Origin of the sequence: Kribbella sp. NPDC050281, assembly GCF_040655855.1 — a bacterium.
Taxonomy (GTDB): Bacteria; Actinomycetota; Actinomycetes; order Propionibacteriales; family Kribbellaceae; genus Kribbella.
In genome coordinates this window covers 43,623-57,069 of record NZ_JBFAKS010000054.1, presented here as the reverse complement: position 1 = coordinate 57,069, position 13,447 = coordinate 43,623, and the positions used below count along the sequence as shown (strand labels likewise).

14 protein-coding genes and 1 riboswitch are annotated in these 13,447 nt (G+C 69.5%); of the genes, 3 read left to right on the top strand and 11 right to left on the bottom strand.

All coding sequences use genetic code 11. From position 1 onward, the window contains the following. Nucleotides 1-140: 140 nt before the first annotated feature. The 11 genes from AB0I34_RS39390 to AB0I34_RS39340 all read right to left on the bottom strand — a co-directional run bounded on the left by AB0I34_RS39390 (nucleotide 141) and on the right by AB0I34_RS39340 (nucleotide 10,379). Nucleotides 141-1,214, bottom strand: a complete 1,074-nt coding sequence (locus AB0I34_RS39390) for a substrate-binding domain-containing protein (RefSeq protein WP_360456116.1) — start codon at nucleotides 1,212-1,214, stop codon at nucleotides 141-143. Between the two features lie 162 nt (nucleotides 1,215-1,376). After that, entirely contained in the window at nucleotides 1,377-2,564 is a 1,188-nt protein-coding gene (locus tag AB0I34_RS39385) for an ROK family transcriptional regulator (RefSeq protein ID WP_360456113.1), read from the bottom strand. 181 nt (nucleotides 2,565-2,745) lie between these two features. Beyond that, a complete protein-coding gene (gene cobS / locus AB0I34_RS39380; RefSeq protein ID WP_360456119.1) occupies nucleotides 2,746-3,492 on the bottom strand; it encodes an adenosylcobinamide-GDP ribazoletransferase in 747 nt (248 codons plus the stop codon). A gap of 107 nt (nucleotides 3,493-3,599) precedes the next feature. Beyond that, nucleotides 3,600-4,130, bottom strand: a complete 531-nt coding sequence (locus AB0I34_RS39375; protein ID WP_360456110.1) for a bifunctional adenosylcobinamide kinase/adenosylcobinamide-phosphate guanylyltransferase — start codon at nucleotides 4,128-4,130, stop codon at nucleotides 3,600-3,602. Next, nucleotides 4,123-4,932, bottom strand: coding sequence for an ECF transporter S component (locus tag AB0I34_RS39370; RefSeq protein ID WP_360456107.1), 810 nt, complete (start codon nucleotides 4,930-4,932; stop codon nucleotides 4,123-4,125). The genes AB0I34_RS39375 and AB0I34_RS39370 overlap by 8 nt, the downstream gene beginning before the upstream one ends. Beyond that, entirely contained in the window at nucleotides 4,929-6,539 is a 1,611-nt protein-coding gene (locus AB0I34_RS39365) for an ATP-binding cassette domain-containing protein (protein WP_360456104.1), read from the bottom strand. The genes AB0I34_RS39370 and AB0I34_RS39365 overlap by 4 nt, the downstream gene beginning before the upstream one ends. Beyond that, the gene (locus AB0I34_RS39360; protein WP_360456101.1) at nucleotides 6,536-7,624 is read right to left on the bottom strand and encodes an energy-coupling factor transporter transmembrane component T; all 1,089 of its coding nucleotides are present in this window, start codon (nucleotides 7,622-7,624) and stop codon (nucleotides 6,536-6,538) included. Before AB0I34_RS39360 ends, AB0I34_RS39365 begins: the two co-directional genes overlap by 4 nt. After that, on the bottom strand, nucleotides 7,624-8,334 hold the full coding sequence (locus AB0I34_RS39355; RefSeq protein WP_360456098.1) for an SCO2322 family protein: 711 nt from the start codon (nucleotides 8,332-8,334) through the stop codon (nucleotides 7,624-7,626). The genes AB0I34_RS39360 and AB0I34_RS39355 overlap by 1 nt, the downstream gene beginning before the upstream one ends. Before the next feature lie 115 nt (nucleotides 8,335-8,449). Beyond that, a riboswitch (cobalamin riboswitch) is annotated at nucleotides 8,450-8,515 on the bottom strand. 32 nt (nucleotides 8,516-8,547) lie between these two features. Beyond that, on the bottom strand, nucleotides 8,548-8,757 hold the full coding sequence (locus AB0I34_RS39350) for a hypothetical protein (protein WP_360456095.1): 210 nt from the start codon (nucleotides 8,755-8,757) through the stop codon (nucleotides 8,548-8,550). Beyond that, a complete protein-coding gene (locus tag AB0I34_RS39345) occupies nucleotides 8,754-9,767 on the bottom strand; it encodes an aldo/keto reductase family protein (protein ID WP_360456092.1) in 1,014 nt (337 codons plus the stop codon). The genes AB0I34_RS39350 and AB0I34_RS39345 overlap by 4 nt, the downstream gene beginning before the upstream one ends. A 24-nt stretch (nucleotides 9,768-9,791) precedes the next feature. Next, nucleotides 9,792-10,379: a DUF3043 domain-containing protein gene (locus AB0I34_RS39340; protein WP_360456089.1), complete on the bottom strand. Its 588-nt coding sequence runs from the start codon at nucleotides 10,377-10,379 to the stop codon at nucleotides 9,792-9,794. Between the two features lie 165 nt (nucleotides 10,380-10,544). Here AB0I34_RS39340 and AB0I34_RS39335 point away from each other — a divergent pair, with 165 nt between their 5' ends. The 3 genes from AB0I34_RS39335 to AB0I34_RS39325 all read left to right on the top strand — a co-directional run bounded on the left by AB0I34_RS39335 (nucleotide 10,545) and on the right by AB0I34_RS39325 (nucleotide 13,429). Beyond that, nucleotides 10,545-11,357 (top strand): PspA/IM30 family protein, encoded by an 813-nt coding sequence (locus tag AB0I34_RS39335; protein WP_360456087.1) that lies wholly within the window; start codon nucleotides 10,545-10,547, stop codon nucleotides 11,355-11,357. Continuing rightward, nucleotides 11,354-11,629 carry a hypothetical protein gene (locus AB0I34_RS39330; RefSeq protein WP_360456084.1) on the top strand — a complete coding sequence of 92 codons (276 nt, stop codon included), beginning with the start codon at nucleotides 11,354-11,356 and terminating at the stop codon, nucleotides 11,627-11,629. The genes AB0I34_RS39335 and AB0I34_RS39330 overlap by 4 nt, the downstream gene beginning before the upstream one ends. Nucleotides 11,630-11,902: 273 nt before the next feature. After that, the gene (locus tag AB0I34_RS39325) at nucleotides 11,903-13,429 is read left to right on the top strand and encodes a sugar transferase (protein ID WP_360456081.1); all 1,527 of its coding nucleotides are present in this window, start codon (nucleotides 11,903-11,905) and stop codon (nucleotides 13,427-13,429) included. Nucleotides 13,430-13,447: the final 18 nt, after the last annotated feature.

Genomic DNA, 13,447 nt, shown 5'->3' with positions numbered 1-13,447 from the left:
TGGGTTTCTGGGGGGGGGTCCCCTTCCACCCCCACCCCCTCGTGGGTTTTTCTTCCCGCCCTCGCGGGCGGCTCCCCGCCGGCGGCTACCCCCCGGGGGGCCCCCCCCCCCCCCGGGGGGCCCAACGCCGAAGGGGCGGGTCAGTTGCTGGTCAGGCCGGCCGCTGTGCAGGCGGCGGCGAACGACGCGGTGCAGATGTCGCTCACCTTGTAGATGTTGTCCTTGACCACGGTGTCCTTGATGTTGGCCTTGGTCACCGCGACCGGGTCGAGGATCGTCGACGGGATGCCGCTCTTCTCGGTGGTCGACTCGGGCTTGCTGCCGTTCGCCAGCGCCAGCGCGCCCTTCGCGGCGGCCTCGGCCTGCGGCTTGACCGCCTTGTAGATCGTCATCGCCTGGTCCCCGGCGACGATCCGCTGGATCGCGGCCAGTTCGGAGTCCTGCCCGGTGACCGGCGGCAGCGGGGTGACGCCGCCACCCTTCAGCGCTGCGATCGCGCCGCCCGCTGTACCGTCGTTGGCGGCGTACACACCGACCAGGCCGTTCTTGATCGCGCTCAACTGGCCTTCCATCCAGGCCTGCGCCTTGTCCGGGCTCCAGTCCGGGGTGTCGAACTCGGCGGCGACCTTGAAGCCGCTGCCGTCCAGCACGCTGTGCGCGCCCTTCTTGAAGTCGGCCGCGTTCGGGTCCGTCGGCGCGCCGTTGATCATGGCCAGGTTGCCGGAGGTCTTGCCGGCCGCCTTGAGGGTGTCGACCAGGGTCTGGGCCTGCAGCTTCCCGACCGCCTCGTTCTCGAACGACACGTAGTAGTCGGCGTTCTCGATGAACCGGTCGTACGCAACCACGGGGACGCTCTGGCTCTTCGCGGAGGCGACGACCGCGGCGGCGGCCTTGCCGTCGACCGGGTCGAGCACGAGCACGTTCGCGCCCTGGGTCAGCGCCGCCTCGGCCTGCTGTTGCTGCTTGGCCGCGTCCTGGTCGGCGTTGCTGTAGATCAGTTCGCAGTCGGCGCAGGCGGCCTTCAGTGCCTCGGTGAACAGCGGCCGGTCGAGCGCCTCGTAGCGGGTCGTCTTCGACTCCGGCAGCAGCAGCGCGATCTTCTTGGCGCCGCCCGAACCGGAGTCACCGTCGTCGGAGCCACAGGCGACGAGGGAGACGGCGAGGGCCGAGACGGCGAGGCCGAGGCCGACGAGACGGGATGCTGACACGGACATATGGCGGCTCCTTGACGTGAAGGCCCGGGTAGGCCTGACGGAAGTCAAGCTCCCGATAGCCTTGACGTCAAGACTTGAATTCAAGAAATAGACATATTCCTGCAACGCGACCGTCGCAAGGCAGGCGGAAGCCCCCGTCGTAGTCCGAGTGGGGAGGTGATGTCAGGAGATGCTGAGCGACTTGGTGGCGTGAGCGTGGCTGAGCACGGAGGCCAGGTGGATGGCGCCGATGATGTCGGCCTCGTCGCCGAGTTCGGCGCGTCGCAGATCCACGGTCGCGGCGGCGCTGGGGATCGCGCAGCGGTCGAGAGCTTCGCGGAGCGGGTGCAGGATCAGGTCGCCGGCCTCCGCCATCAGGCCGCCGACGACGATCACCTCGGGGTTGAACAGGTTCACCAGTCCGGCCACCGCGACACCGACCCGGCGGCCGGCATCCTCGATCACCCGTCGGCAGCCGAGGTCGTCCTGCAGGGCCCGGCTGATGATGTCCTTCAGCCGGAGCGGGCCGTGCGACGCGGCAAGGCTGCTGATCAGGGCGCGGGATCCGACGAACGTGTCCAGGCAGCCCCGATTGCCGCAGCGGCAGATCGGGCCGTTCTCGTCGATGGTGACGTGACCGATCTCGCCCGCAGTACCGGCTGCGCCGCGGAACACCTCGCCGCCCAGCACGATGCCGGCGCCGACACCGTAGGAAAACTTGAGGTAGCAGCCGTGCCGGACGCCGCGAAGCGCGCCGTTGCGCAGCTCGCCGAGGGCGGCCAGGTTGGCGGTGTTGTCGAGCGCGACCGGCGCTCGCAGGTGGCCGGCCATCGCCTCGGCGACGTTCACGCCGCGCCAGCCGGGCAGGACCGCGTCGGACCCCGCCTCGCCGCTGACCGAGTCGACCGGCGCGGGCAGGCCGAAGCCGATCGCGCTGATGTCCTCGACGCCGGAGCTGACCGTCTCGGCCAGGTCGGCGAGCAGCCGGGCGGCGCGCTCCATCCCGTCGTCGGCGACGTGGTCGGCCTGCAGCGGCATCAACTGCTGGGCGAGGACCTCACGGGACTCGTTCGCGATCGCGACCCGGACGTCACGCTCGCCGAAGGCGACCCCCGCGAGGAGACCGCCGCCCGACGCGAGCGAGACCAGGACCGCGCGGCGGCCGTTGCGGATGCTGCGGGACAGGCCGACCATGCCGGACTGGTCCAGTTCGCGGACCATGTTCGACACGGTGGCGGCCGACAGCCCGGAGGCGGTGGCGATCTCGACCTGGGTCAGGGGGCCGTGTTGCCGGACGACTCCCAGAACGCGTTCGCGGTTGGCTTCGCGCAGCGAAGCCTGCGAGCCAGGTGCGGGGCGGGTTGCGTTCATTACATAAACATAACGGATCGCGAGGTGTACCCGGCCCTGTACCGGCCGTAAACCGCCAACATCACATCTGTCCTCGCCGTCACTACCCCACGTTCGCCGTCCACCGGCGACATTAATGCACGCCTGCCCGCCGCCTACAGAAGACACACTCGGTACGTCATGCGCTAGTGCCCTGCGGGCACTAGGTGGTCAGGGCGAGGGTCAGCAGAGCGACCGGGAGCGCCAGTTCGACAGTGGCGCCGAGTACGTCGCCGGTGGTGCCGCCGAGGGCGGTGTGGGCGCGGCGGGTGGTGGCGAACGCGGTGGCTACGGCCAGCAGGACTGCGGCTGCGGTGCCTGCGAGTCGGAGGAAGTCGGGCGCGGTGGTCAGCCAGGTGAGGACCAGGGCAGCGGCCAGTACGACGACTGTGGCCGCGGCTGCTGTCAGAGGGCGGACGGTGGCGGCGACGACTGCGCCGAGGCCGTCCGGGCGGGCTGCGGGAGTTGTGGTGCGGCAGGACCACGGGAGAGTCAGGCGACTGGCTGTGGTGGCGATCAGGGCTGCTTGCCAGCCGAAGCCGGCCTGGATGCAGGTGGTGAGGGCCGCGACGTCGACCAGTAGTACGCCGATGATGCTGACGACACCGAATGGCCCGATGTCGCTCTGCTTCATGATCCGGAGCATGGTCTCGCGGTCGCGGCGGCTGCCGAGCGCATCCGCGAAATCCGCCAAGCCGTCCAGGTGCAGTGCGCCGGACAGGCCCGCCACCACAAGCACGGCAAGCACGGCGGTAAGCAGATCCGCATTCGGCCGCACCAGTTGGACCAGCGCCACCACGCCGGCAGCGACCGAGCCGATCACCAAGCCGACGGCGGGCGCCAGCACCATCGCCCGCCCACCGACCGGACGGTCCACCGTCGACGGCATCGGAGCAGGGAGCACCGACAACGTGCCCAAACTCAACCGGGCCCCGTCCAACCATCCACCTCCGGCCGGGCCGGCCGAGCCACCGCTGGAACGGTTGGCCGGGTCGTCGGATTGGCCCTCGTTCTCTGTCATGTCAGGGGGAGGGTTCGGCCGGCGATGGTCCAGAGGACCTGGTCGGAGGCCAGGGAGATAGTGGTGTTGAGGCGGCCCATCAGATCGCGGAAGAGACGGGTGCCGGCATCGGCGGGGACCACGCCGGAGCCGACGTCGTTGCTGACGGCAACCACGACCCGGGACGTGCCCGACCAGGCGCCGGCGAGCTCCGCGATGCGTTGGTCGACCAGGTCCGAGCGACTCAGATCCGACCAGACGTCGAGGGAGTCCATGGTGCGGGAGAGCCACAGCGTCAGGCAGTCGATCAACATCGGCGGCCCGGACGACTCGAGCAGCGGGACCAGATCGATCGTCTCCGCCAGACCCCAACTCGCTGGGCGCCGGGCCTGATGCTTTAGGACCCGCTCCGCCCATTCCGCGTCACCGGAGTCGTCGCCACCAGTAGCGACGTACAACACCTCGGGCTCTGCGGCCAGGCGGCGTTCGGCTGCGACCGACTTGCCGGATCGCGCCCCGCCGAGGATCAATGTGCGCTGCTCAGCCATCCGCCCTCCCGGAATCGAACACCACTGGTACGTCGAAGGCCGCCTTCCGCGCCGTGCGGCGGAAGGCCTTCAACACCGGCCCCCCGACGAGCAGCACCAGGACCGCGCTGAGGATCCCGCGCGGAATGTCCCAGCCCAACGACGTCGCCACCACGAACAGGAGGTAGCGATGCAGGTTCCCAGCCAGCGCGTCGCCCGGGATGAACGAGAAGTCGCTGCCGAAGGTCGCGTACGGCCAGAACCACAGGTTCATCACCAGGCCGTACAGCACGCCGGAGACCAGCGAGTACGCCGCCAGCAGCAACAACTCCAGCCGTCCACCCGCCCGTGGCAACAGCCCGGCCAGGCACCCAACCCAGGCGCACGCGAACATCTGGAACGGCATCCACGGCCCGACCCCGCCACTGATCAACGCCCCACCCAGCAGCGATACAGCTCCCAGCACGAACCCGAACCCTGCCCCGAACGCCCGCCCGGCCAGCACCAGCAGGAAGAATCCCGGCTCCAGCCCCGCCGTACCAGGACCCAGCGCCCGCAGCGCAGCGCCGACAGCCGCCAGCATGCCGAGCAGTGAGATCACCTTCGCGTCGATCCCCGACTCGGACAGCTCCGCGAGTACGACGGCGACCAGCAACGGCAGCAGCAGGACGAAGAGCCACGGTGCGTCGGTGGTGTGGCCGATCGCGGACGCACCCGCCTGATCCGTGTGCAAGAAGAACGGCCAACCGAAGGCCAGCAGCCCGGCCAACGAGGCGACCATGAGAGCCGCCGTACTGCGAGGCTTCAGCCGGACGAGGTTCACGACGCACGGTCCAGTGCGGTGGCGACCTCGCCGACGGTCAGGAACGGCAGCGGAGCAAGGATCTTCGCAACCTGCGGCGCGAACGCCGGCGACCCGGCGATCACCGCCGCAGTCTCGCCGTCACTCACCAACTCGCCCTCAGCGAGCACCAGAACCCGCGTGGCGACCTCGGCGACCATCTCCACGTCATGCGTCGACAGCACCACCGCATGTCCGGCAGTTGCGAGCTCACGCAGGATCTCCACGAGCCGCCGCTTGGCGCCGTAGTCCAGCCCACGCGTCGGCTCGTCGAGCAACAGGAGCGGCGGGGCACCACACAGTACGACGGCCAACGCCAGACAGAGCCGCTGTCCCTCGGACAGGTCCCGCGGATGCATCCGGTCGTCGATGTCGGGCGCCAGCCGGTTCAGTAGCGCTCGGCAACTACCGGACGGCACTCTGAAGTCGGAGTCGGCACTGGCGCACTCGTCGGCGACCGTGGCGGCGTACAGCAGGTCCGCAGGCTCCTGCGGCACCAGTCCGACCGCCTTCACGAGCTTGTCAGGCTTGGTACGACGTGGGTCCGCGCCGCCGGCGACCGCCGTACCGGATCGGGCCGGGACGATGCCGACCAGTGCGTTCAGGAGCGTCGACTTACCGGCGCCGTTGCGGCCCATCAGAGCGACGACCTCGCCTGCCTTGATGCTCAGGGACACTCCACGCAGCGCCATGACGGTGCCGTAGCCGGCCACTAGGTCGGTGCACCGCGCGAGCTCAGAGCCAAGTGACGCGTCGGGTCTGACCGGCGCAGCCGAGTCCAACCGGCTGCGCAACGCGACAGCAGCCCGCCGGGCGTCCCGCACCGACAGTGGCAGGGGAGACCAGCCGGCCAGTCGTCCGAGCTCCACAACAGGCGGTGCGACCGGTGCGGTCACCATCTGGTCCGCAGGCAGCCCTGTCGACACAGCAGCCGATCCGCCGGGTACTTCGATCACGCGGTCGGCGTACTGGATGACGCGCTCGAGCCGGTGTTCGGCCATCACCACAGTGACACTCAGGTCGTGGACGAGCCGCTGCAGCGCGGCCAGCACCTCCTCCGCCGCCTGGGGGTCCAGAGCGGACGTCGGCTCGTCCAGAACGAGCACAGCCGGGTGAGAGGTGAGGGCCGCGCCGATGGCGGTCCGCTGTCGCTGTCCGCCGGACAGCGACGTCAGCGCACGATCGCGTACGTCGGCCAGTCCCAGCAGGTCGAGCGTCTCCTCGACCCGGCGCCGCATGACGTCCGGAGCGACTCCGAGTGACTCCATGCTGTACGCGAGTTCGTCCTCCACTGTGTCGGTGACGAACCCGGCCATCGGGTCCTGCCCGACCATACCGACGACATCGGCCAGGTCGCGGGGCCGGAACTCGCGGGTGTCCCGCCCGGCGATCAGGACTCGCCCGGACAGCGTCCCACCGGTGAAGTGCGGCACCAGCCCGTTGATTGCCCTCAGCAACGTTGACTTGCCGGAACCGGTCCGGCCGATGACGAGCGCCAGTTCGCCCTCGGGCACGGTGAAACTCACGTCCCGCAGGGCTGGTTCCGTCGCGCCGTCGTAGGTGACCGTCACCCGGTCGAACTCGATCATGTGGCCACCCGCCTCACCAGTGGCGGCGCGGCCAGCGCGGGAGCCAGGCCCACGAGGATGCCGAGAATCGGCAGCAGCGGAGCAGGTGGAACCACCATCGGCCCCGGCAACACCAGACCGGCCACGCCACGCGACGCTGCGGTCACCATGGCCGCGGCGGCGATCGCACCGGAGCCGACGACCAGCCACTCGGGGAGAGCCCACGGATCCGGCCGGTACCGCGTCCGTGTCACCCGCTGCCGCCCGACCGCCATCGCACCGACGGCCATCAGCAGTCCGACGCCGAGAGCGGCCGCAGCGAACGGGAACGCCATGGAGTCGGTGAGGAGCGCGTAGACGCCGAGCAGGATGCCCAGCAAACCCAGCAGCACGCACAATCCGGTCAGGCGGCGCTGCTGCTTGGGGACCTGCGCCGTACGGCCGTAGCCGCGGGAGTCCATCGCGGCCGCGAGTTCCACGGACCTGTCCAACGCACCTTCCAGCACCGGCATGGCCGTCGTACGGAAGGAACCGCGGGTGCGGCCACGCAGGCGGCGGGCGGCGCGGATGCGGCGGGAGTCCGTCACCAGTTGCGGTGCGAAGGTCAACGCCACCACACAGGCCACGCCCATCTCGTAGAGGGCTCCAGGCAACGACTTCAGCAGTCGCCGCGGACTGGCCAGTGCGTTGGCGGCACCAATGCAGCAGAGCATGACCGCCAACTGGAGGCCGTCGTACAGAGCGGTGATCAAGGCCTCGGCGGTGACCTCGCCGCCGAGCTTGACCCCGCTGGCCCAGTCCGGCAACGGGATCTGGGGCAGCGTGAACAGCACTGTGTTGCCCTGCGAGCGAGTGGACAGCAGCGCTTGCAGGACCACTCGGAGACCGATGACCACCAGCCCGAGTTTGAGGAACGCGGCGTAGCTGTTGGCCCAGGGAGCGTCGCTCCGGCGGGCCGCCACGACGAAACCGGTCACTGCGAGGATCAGCAGGAGCAGCACCGGGTTACGCGTCCTGCTGGCGGCCACGGCCATCCCCAGGGACCACAGCCACCATGCCCCCGGGTGCAGGGCCCGGGGGAGCGTCAGGTGGTGGACAGTGCGCACTACTGACTCGAGGAGCGCCGGCGGCTGAGGACCAGACCGCCGCCTGCCAGTACGAGGACGACCACCGCGGCGATGATGATGCCGGTCCACGGTGCACCGTCGTCGGACGAGGACGAGTCGGAGGTCGTCGGCGCGGGGGCAGCGGTGGAGCCGACCGCGGCACCGATCTCCAGCGTCACCGGCGTATCCGTGGCCGGCACCTTGATGTTCTTCACCTGGTCGCCGCAGCCCTTGGACGGGTACCCGTCGATCCCGCAGGTCAGGCCCTTCTCGATCCGGACCGGGCCGACCGCGGCCAGGATCTTCGCCCCGGTCGACTTCGGATCCGTCACCACGCAGGTGCCGGTGGCCGGCTTCGGCGTCTCACCGCTGAGCGCGTCTTCCGGCGTACCCGGGTCGACCACCAGGGCCACCCGCTTCTTCCCGGTCTCGGCCGGGGTCTTGCCGCAGATCGCCTCGAAGTCACCGGCCGCGCGCGGCATCCGGGGCGCCGCGCCGCCGACGGCGAACCGCCAGCCCTCCACGGCGCCATCGGCCGGTACGACGACGTCCGCGCCCTTCTGGGCGAAGGCCCACTTGCCCGCGGTCCACTGGTAGTAGCCCCAGAAGCGGTAGCCGTCCTCGGCCTGTGCTGTGGTGGCGACGGTCCCCGCGAGCAGGAGACCCGCCAGCAGGCTGAGGACCAGTCGTAGCGTCCGTTGTGCAGTCATCTGATTGTCCTCGGTCAGGCCGCGGCCCGATGGAGGAGGTCCCGCCTGCGCAGGCAGGGTAGGGGCTCCACCCGCGGACCACGGCGGGTAGCTGAGCCTGTCTGCCTGCGTCACAGTGTTCCGGCTCGCCACCTGAGGTGGCCTACGGTTGCGGGTCAGCGCCGGACTCGGACCGGCTTCCCTGTGACGCAGGCGTTTGGTTCGGACCGAAGCCTACTCTGGCGCGGCGAGACTCATCGGGCCGTAGACCTCACGGCCGTCCTCCAGCAGGTAGACCTGCCCGACGCCACGCTCGGACAGGTCCCGCCAGGTCTCACCCAGCCAGCTCTCCGCGTCGCCCTGCGCGGAGAAGTCGGCCCCGCCGACCTCACCGGGGTCGACCAGGGCGCCGCTCGCGGTCTCGAACCGCCAGCTCCAGCTCACGAGCCCGGCCGGGTCTGCGGCGCGTTCTGCACGGTCTTGGCCGGATCGCGCTCGACGATGCCGCCCAGGACCTCGTCGATGCGCTTGAGCAGGCCGTCCTCGAGCTTCACGCCGGACGCCTTCACGTTCTCGACCACCTGCTCGGGCCGGGAGGCGCCGACGATGGCCGACGAGACGTTCGGGTTCTGCAGCACCCAGGCGACGGCCAGCTGGGACAGCGACAGGCCGGCCTCGTCGGCGAGTGGCTTCAGCTCCTGCACCCGGGTGAGCACGTCGTCGTTGAGGAAACGCCGGATCATGTTCGCGCCGCCCTTGTCGTCGGTGGCCCGGGAGCCCTCCGGCGGCTGCTGGCCCGGCAGGTACTTGCCGGTCAGCACACCCTGCGCGATCGGGGAGAACACGACCTGACCGATGCCCAGCTCCTCCGAAGCCGGCACCACCTCGGCCTCGATCACCCGCCAGAGCATGCTGTACTGCGGCTGGTTCGAGACGAACGGGATGCGCAGCTCACGGGCCAGCCGGTGGCCCTCCTGCAGCTGCTCGGCGGTCCACTCGGACACACCGATGTAGAGCGCCTTGCCGGAGCGGACGACGTCGGCGAAGGCCTCCATCGTCTCCTCCAGCGGTGTCTCGGTGTCGTACCGGTGCGCCTGGTAGAGGTCGACGTAGTCGGTCTTGAGCCGCTTCAGCGACCCGTTGATCGACTCGTGGATGTGCTTGCGGGACAGGCCGGTGTCGTTCGGTCCGCCCGGGCCGGTCGGCCAGTAGACCTTCGTGAAGATCTCCAGCGACTCGCGCCGCTGACCCTCCAGCGCCTCGCCGAGAACCGACTCGGCCTTGGTGTTGGCGTACACGTCGGCCGTGTCGAACGTGGTGATGCCGGCCTCCAGGGCCGCCCGCACACACGCCTTGGCCTGTTCGTTCTCCACCTGGGAGCCGTGCGTCAGCCAGTTCCCGTACGAGATCTCGCTGACCTTCAAACCACTGTTGCCGAGATAGCGGAAGTCCATACCCCCGACCCTACTGGGCCCGGATCAGCTCGGCTTCTCGCCGCGCTTCACCATCGGCTTGGGCAGCCGCCAGCGGCGCATCTGCATGGTCCGCCGGACCGCGTAGAACCCGATGCCCTTGGTCGGCTCCTTCGGGAACTTCGCCGTGACCGCCTTCCGCAGGCCGGCCGAGAGCAGGAACCAGTCCAGCGCGATCAGCACGATCATCACCAGGAAGAGCAGGTTGACGATGCCGGCCAGCCAGGGGAACTGCGCCGAGAACACGACGCCGACCAGGGACACCACCAGGAGCACCGGCAGCGCGAACTCCATCACCGAGTAGCGGGCGTCCACGTAATCCCGGGCGAACCGCCGCACCGGCCCCTTGTCGGCGGCCGGCAGGTACCGGTCGTCGCCCGTACGCATCGCGTCCTGCATCTTGGACCGCTCGGTGCGGACCTTCTCCCGCCGGTACGCCGACGCCTCCTTGCGGTTGCGCGGCTTGCGCAGCGCGGCCTTGCGGGCCGCCTCCGCCTCCTTGCGGGTCGGGGTGGGGCGTCCCTTCCCGCCCGGCTTGCCCTGGGGCTCGGCGGGTACGGTGGTATCTGTCTCAGACTTGGTACGACGGAACACGGGGTCTGAACCTCATTCGGCAGGGCAGGTCGCGACTCGGGGTGGTCCCCGGACCTGACACCCACTTTATCGGGGCCGGTCCTGATGGTGTGGTGACCCGTGGGGACATAGGGTGGACAAGGCACGCCGGGTCGTCACGCCGGCACAGAAGGGGTACGGATATCGATGAGCATCTTCAGGCGGATGTCGACGATCTTCAAGGCCAAGGCGAATTCCGCCCTGGACAAGGCCGAGGATCCTCGCGAAACCCTTGACTACTCGTATCAGAGGCAGCTGGAGCTGCTGCAGAAGGTGCGGCGAGGTGTGGCCGACGTGGCCACCAGCCGCAAGCGGGTGGAGCTGCAGGCCTCCCAGCTGCAGTCCCAGTCCAGCAAGCTCCAGGACCAGGCGCAGAAGGCGCTCTCGATGGGCCGCGAGGACCTGGCCCGGGAGGCCCTGACCCGCAAGTCCGGGCTGCAGGGCCAGATCGACGATCTGCAGACCCAGCACGCCCAGTTGCAGGGTGAGGAGGAGAAGCTGACGCTCGCCTCCCAGCGGCTGCAGGCCAAGGTCGAGTCGTTCCGGACCCGCAAGGAGACCATCAAGGCCACCTACACCGCGGCCGAGGCGCAGACCCGGATCAACGAGGCGTTCTCGGGCATCTCCGAGGAGATGAGCGACGTCGGTCTGGCAGTCCAGCGGGCCGAGGACAAGACCCAGCAGATGCAGGCCCGGGCCGGCGCGATCGACGAGCTGCTCGCCTCCGGCGCGCTCGACGACGCCAGCGGTACGGCGAAGGACAACATCACGCTGGAGCTGGAGCGGATGTCGTCCGGCTCCGACGTGGAGAGCGAGCTGGCCGCGATGAAGGCGCAGCTCGCCGGCGGCAGTGCACCCAAGGAGCTGTCCGGTGAGACCCCTGGGCCGGCCCAGGCGCAGGCCCCTGCCCAGCAGCCGGCCGCCGAGCCCGCCCGCCCGCAGGACGGTGATGTTCGATGATCGTTCGCATCATGGGCGAAGGTCAGTGGCGACTGGCCGACGACAAGCTGGACCAGCTGAATGCGGTCGACACCGATCTGGAGAAGGCTGTCTCCGCCGGTGACGAGGCGGGCTTCAAGACTTCCTTCGCCGCGCTGCTGGAGTTCGTCCGGGCCGGCGACAAGCTGCCGGACGACGAGCTGCACAACTCCGACGCGATCCTGCCGCCGGGCGACAGCACGCTGGGAGAGATGCGCGAGTTGATCAGCGGTGACGGCCTGATCGCCGGCTGAACACACTGCCGGCGATCGCCGTCCCGACCCGGCGGCCGATTACCTGCTGTAGTCGACACGAGACCCCCTGAGCCTGGAAAACAGGCTCCGGGGGTCTTCGTCTGGGTGCTGGATTTCGCACGGGTAAACACTCGCTCCGGGTACTGTCCGACCAGGCGTTCCCGTAGTACTCTCTGGGTCAATGCCGTTGTGGGGGCGGCATTTCATCGAGGTCCGTGACGGGGAGTGGGTTGGTCGCGGGCATCGCTTTTCACCTGTGGGGGGTGACTGTGCGTGACTGAATTTGTCATGTCCGAGGGGTTGGCCGATTCGGCTGATCTACGGCCGGCGCCGTCGGGGGAGCGTCGTCGGCCGGTCTGGGTGGTACCGGACGAGATTCCGGCGATCGTGCCGTTGTCGGCCCGGTTCACCGAGGCGCGTTGGGTGGGCAGGTACCGCCGAGCCGCGCTGACGGCCGACCTGGCCGCGGCTGTGACCGGCGGCTCGCTCGCGCTGGTGGCCCGGTTCGGAGCCCAGATCAACCTTGGCTACATCCTGGTGGGCGCGCTGCTGCCGATCGCCTGGCTGGCCTGTGTGGCGCTGCAGCGGGGCTACGAGACCCGGTACTTCGGCACCGGGCCGGAGGAGTTCCGCTCGATCATCCGGGCCGCGGTCGCGCTGACCGCCCTGGTCGCCATCACGTCGTACGCGACCAAGAGCGAGGTCGCTCGTGGTTTCGTCATCCTGGCGGTGCCGATGACGTGCCTGGCGGCGATGTTCGGCCGGTGGGTGCTGCACCGCAGCATCTCCTGGCGGCGGTTCGCCGGGCGGTGCATGCGCCGGGTGCTCGTTGTCGGACGCAACGACCAGGTGACCACGCTGCGGCGGCACCTGGAGGAGCGGCCGGCCGACGGCTACATCGTGGTCGCGAGCTGCCTGCCGCGTGGCGACGCCTTCGAGGAACCGGAGCCCGAACGTCTGGGCCGGACCGAGATGAACATCCTGGCCGCGGTCGACCAGTACGACGTCGAGGTCGTGGCAGTGGCCGCGGATCCTGAGCTGGCGGGGTACACGCTGCGGAAGTTGTCGTGGGCGCTCGAACAGCGCGGTGTCGAACTGATCGTCTCGCCGGGCATCGTCGAGGTCGCCGGGCCGCGGATCTCGATCCGACCGGTCGCCGGACTCTCGCTGCTGCACCTGGAGCGGCCGTCGGTCAGCGGCGGGCCACACCTGTTGAAGACCATCTTCGACCGGGTACTCGGGTGTCTGTTACTGCTGGCGGTCTCGCCGATCCTGATCGTGACCGCGGTCATGGTGAAGGCGACCAGCCGGGGGCCGGTGCTGTTCCGGCAGACCAGGGTCGGCCGCGGCGGTGAGCAGTTCTCGATGCTGAAGTTCCGCACGATGGTGGCCGACGCCGAGGAACGCAAGGCCGAACTGCAGAAGCTGAACGAGGGCAACGGGGTGCTGTTCAAGCTCCGCGACGATCCACGGGTGACCAGGGTCGGCAAGTACCTGCGCCGGTTCTCGATCGACGAGCTGCCGCAACTGGTGAACGTGCTCCGGGGGGACATGTCACTGGTCGGCCCACGGCCACCGCTGCCCGCCGAGGTCGCGAAGTACCAGATCGACGACGCGCGGCGGATGCTCGTGAAGCCCGGCCTGACCGGCCTGTGGCAGGTCAGCGGTCGCAGCGATCTGACCTGGGAGGAGTCCATGCGGCTCGACCTGCGCTACGCCGACAACTGGTCGATCGCGCTGGACCTGCTGATCTTGTGGAAGACCGCCCGCGCCGTCCTGGGAAGCGACGGCGCCTACTGAAACCCGCCCGGTCATCTG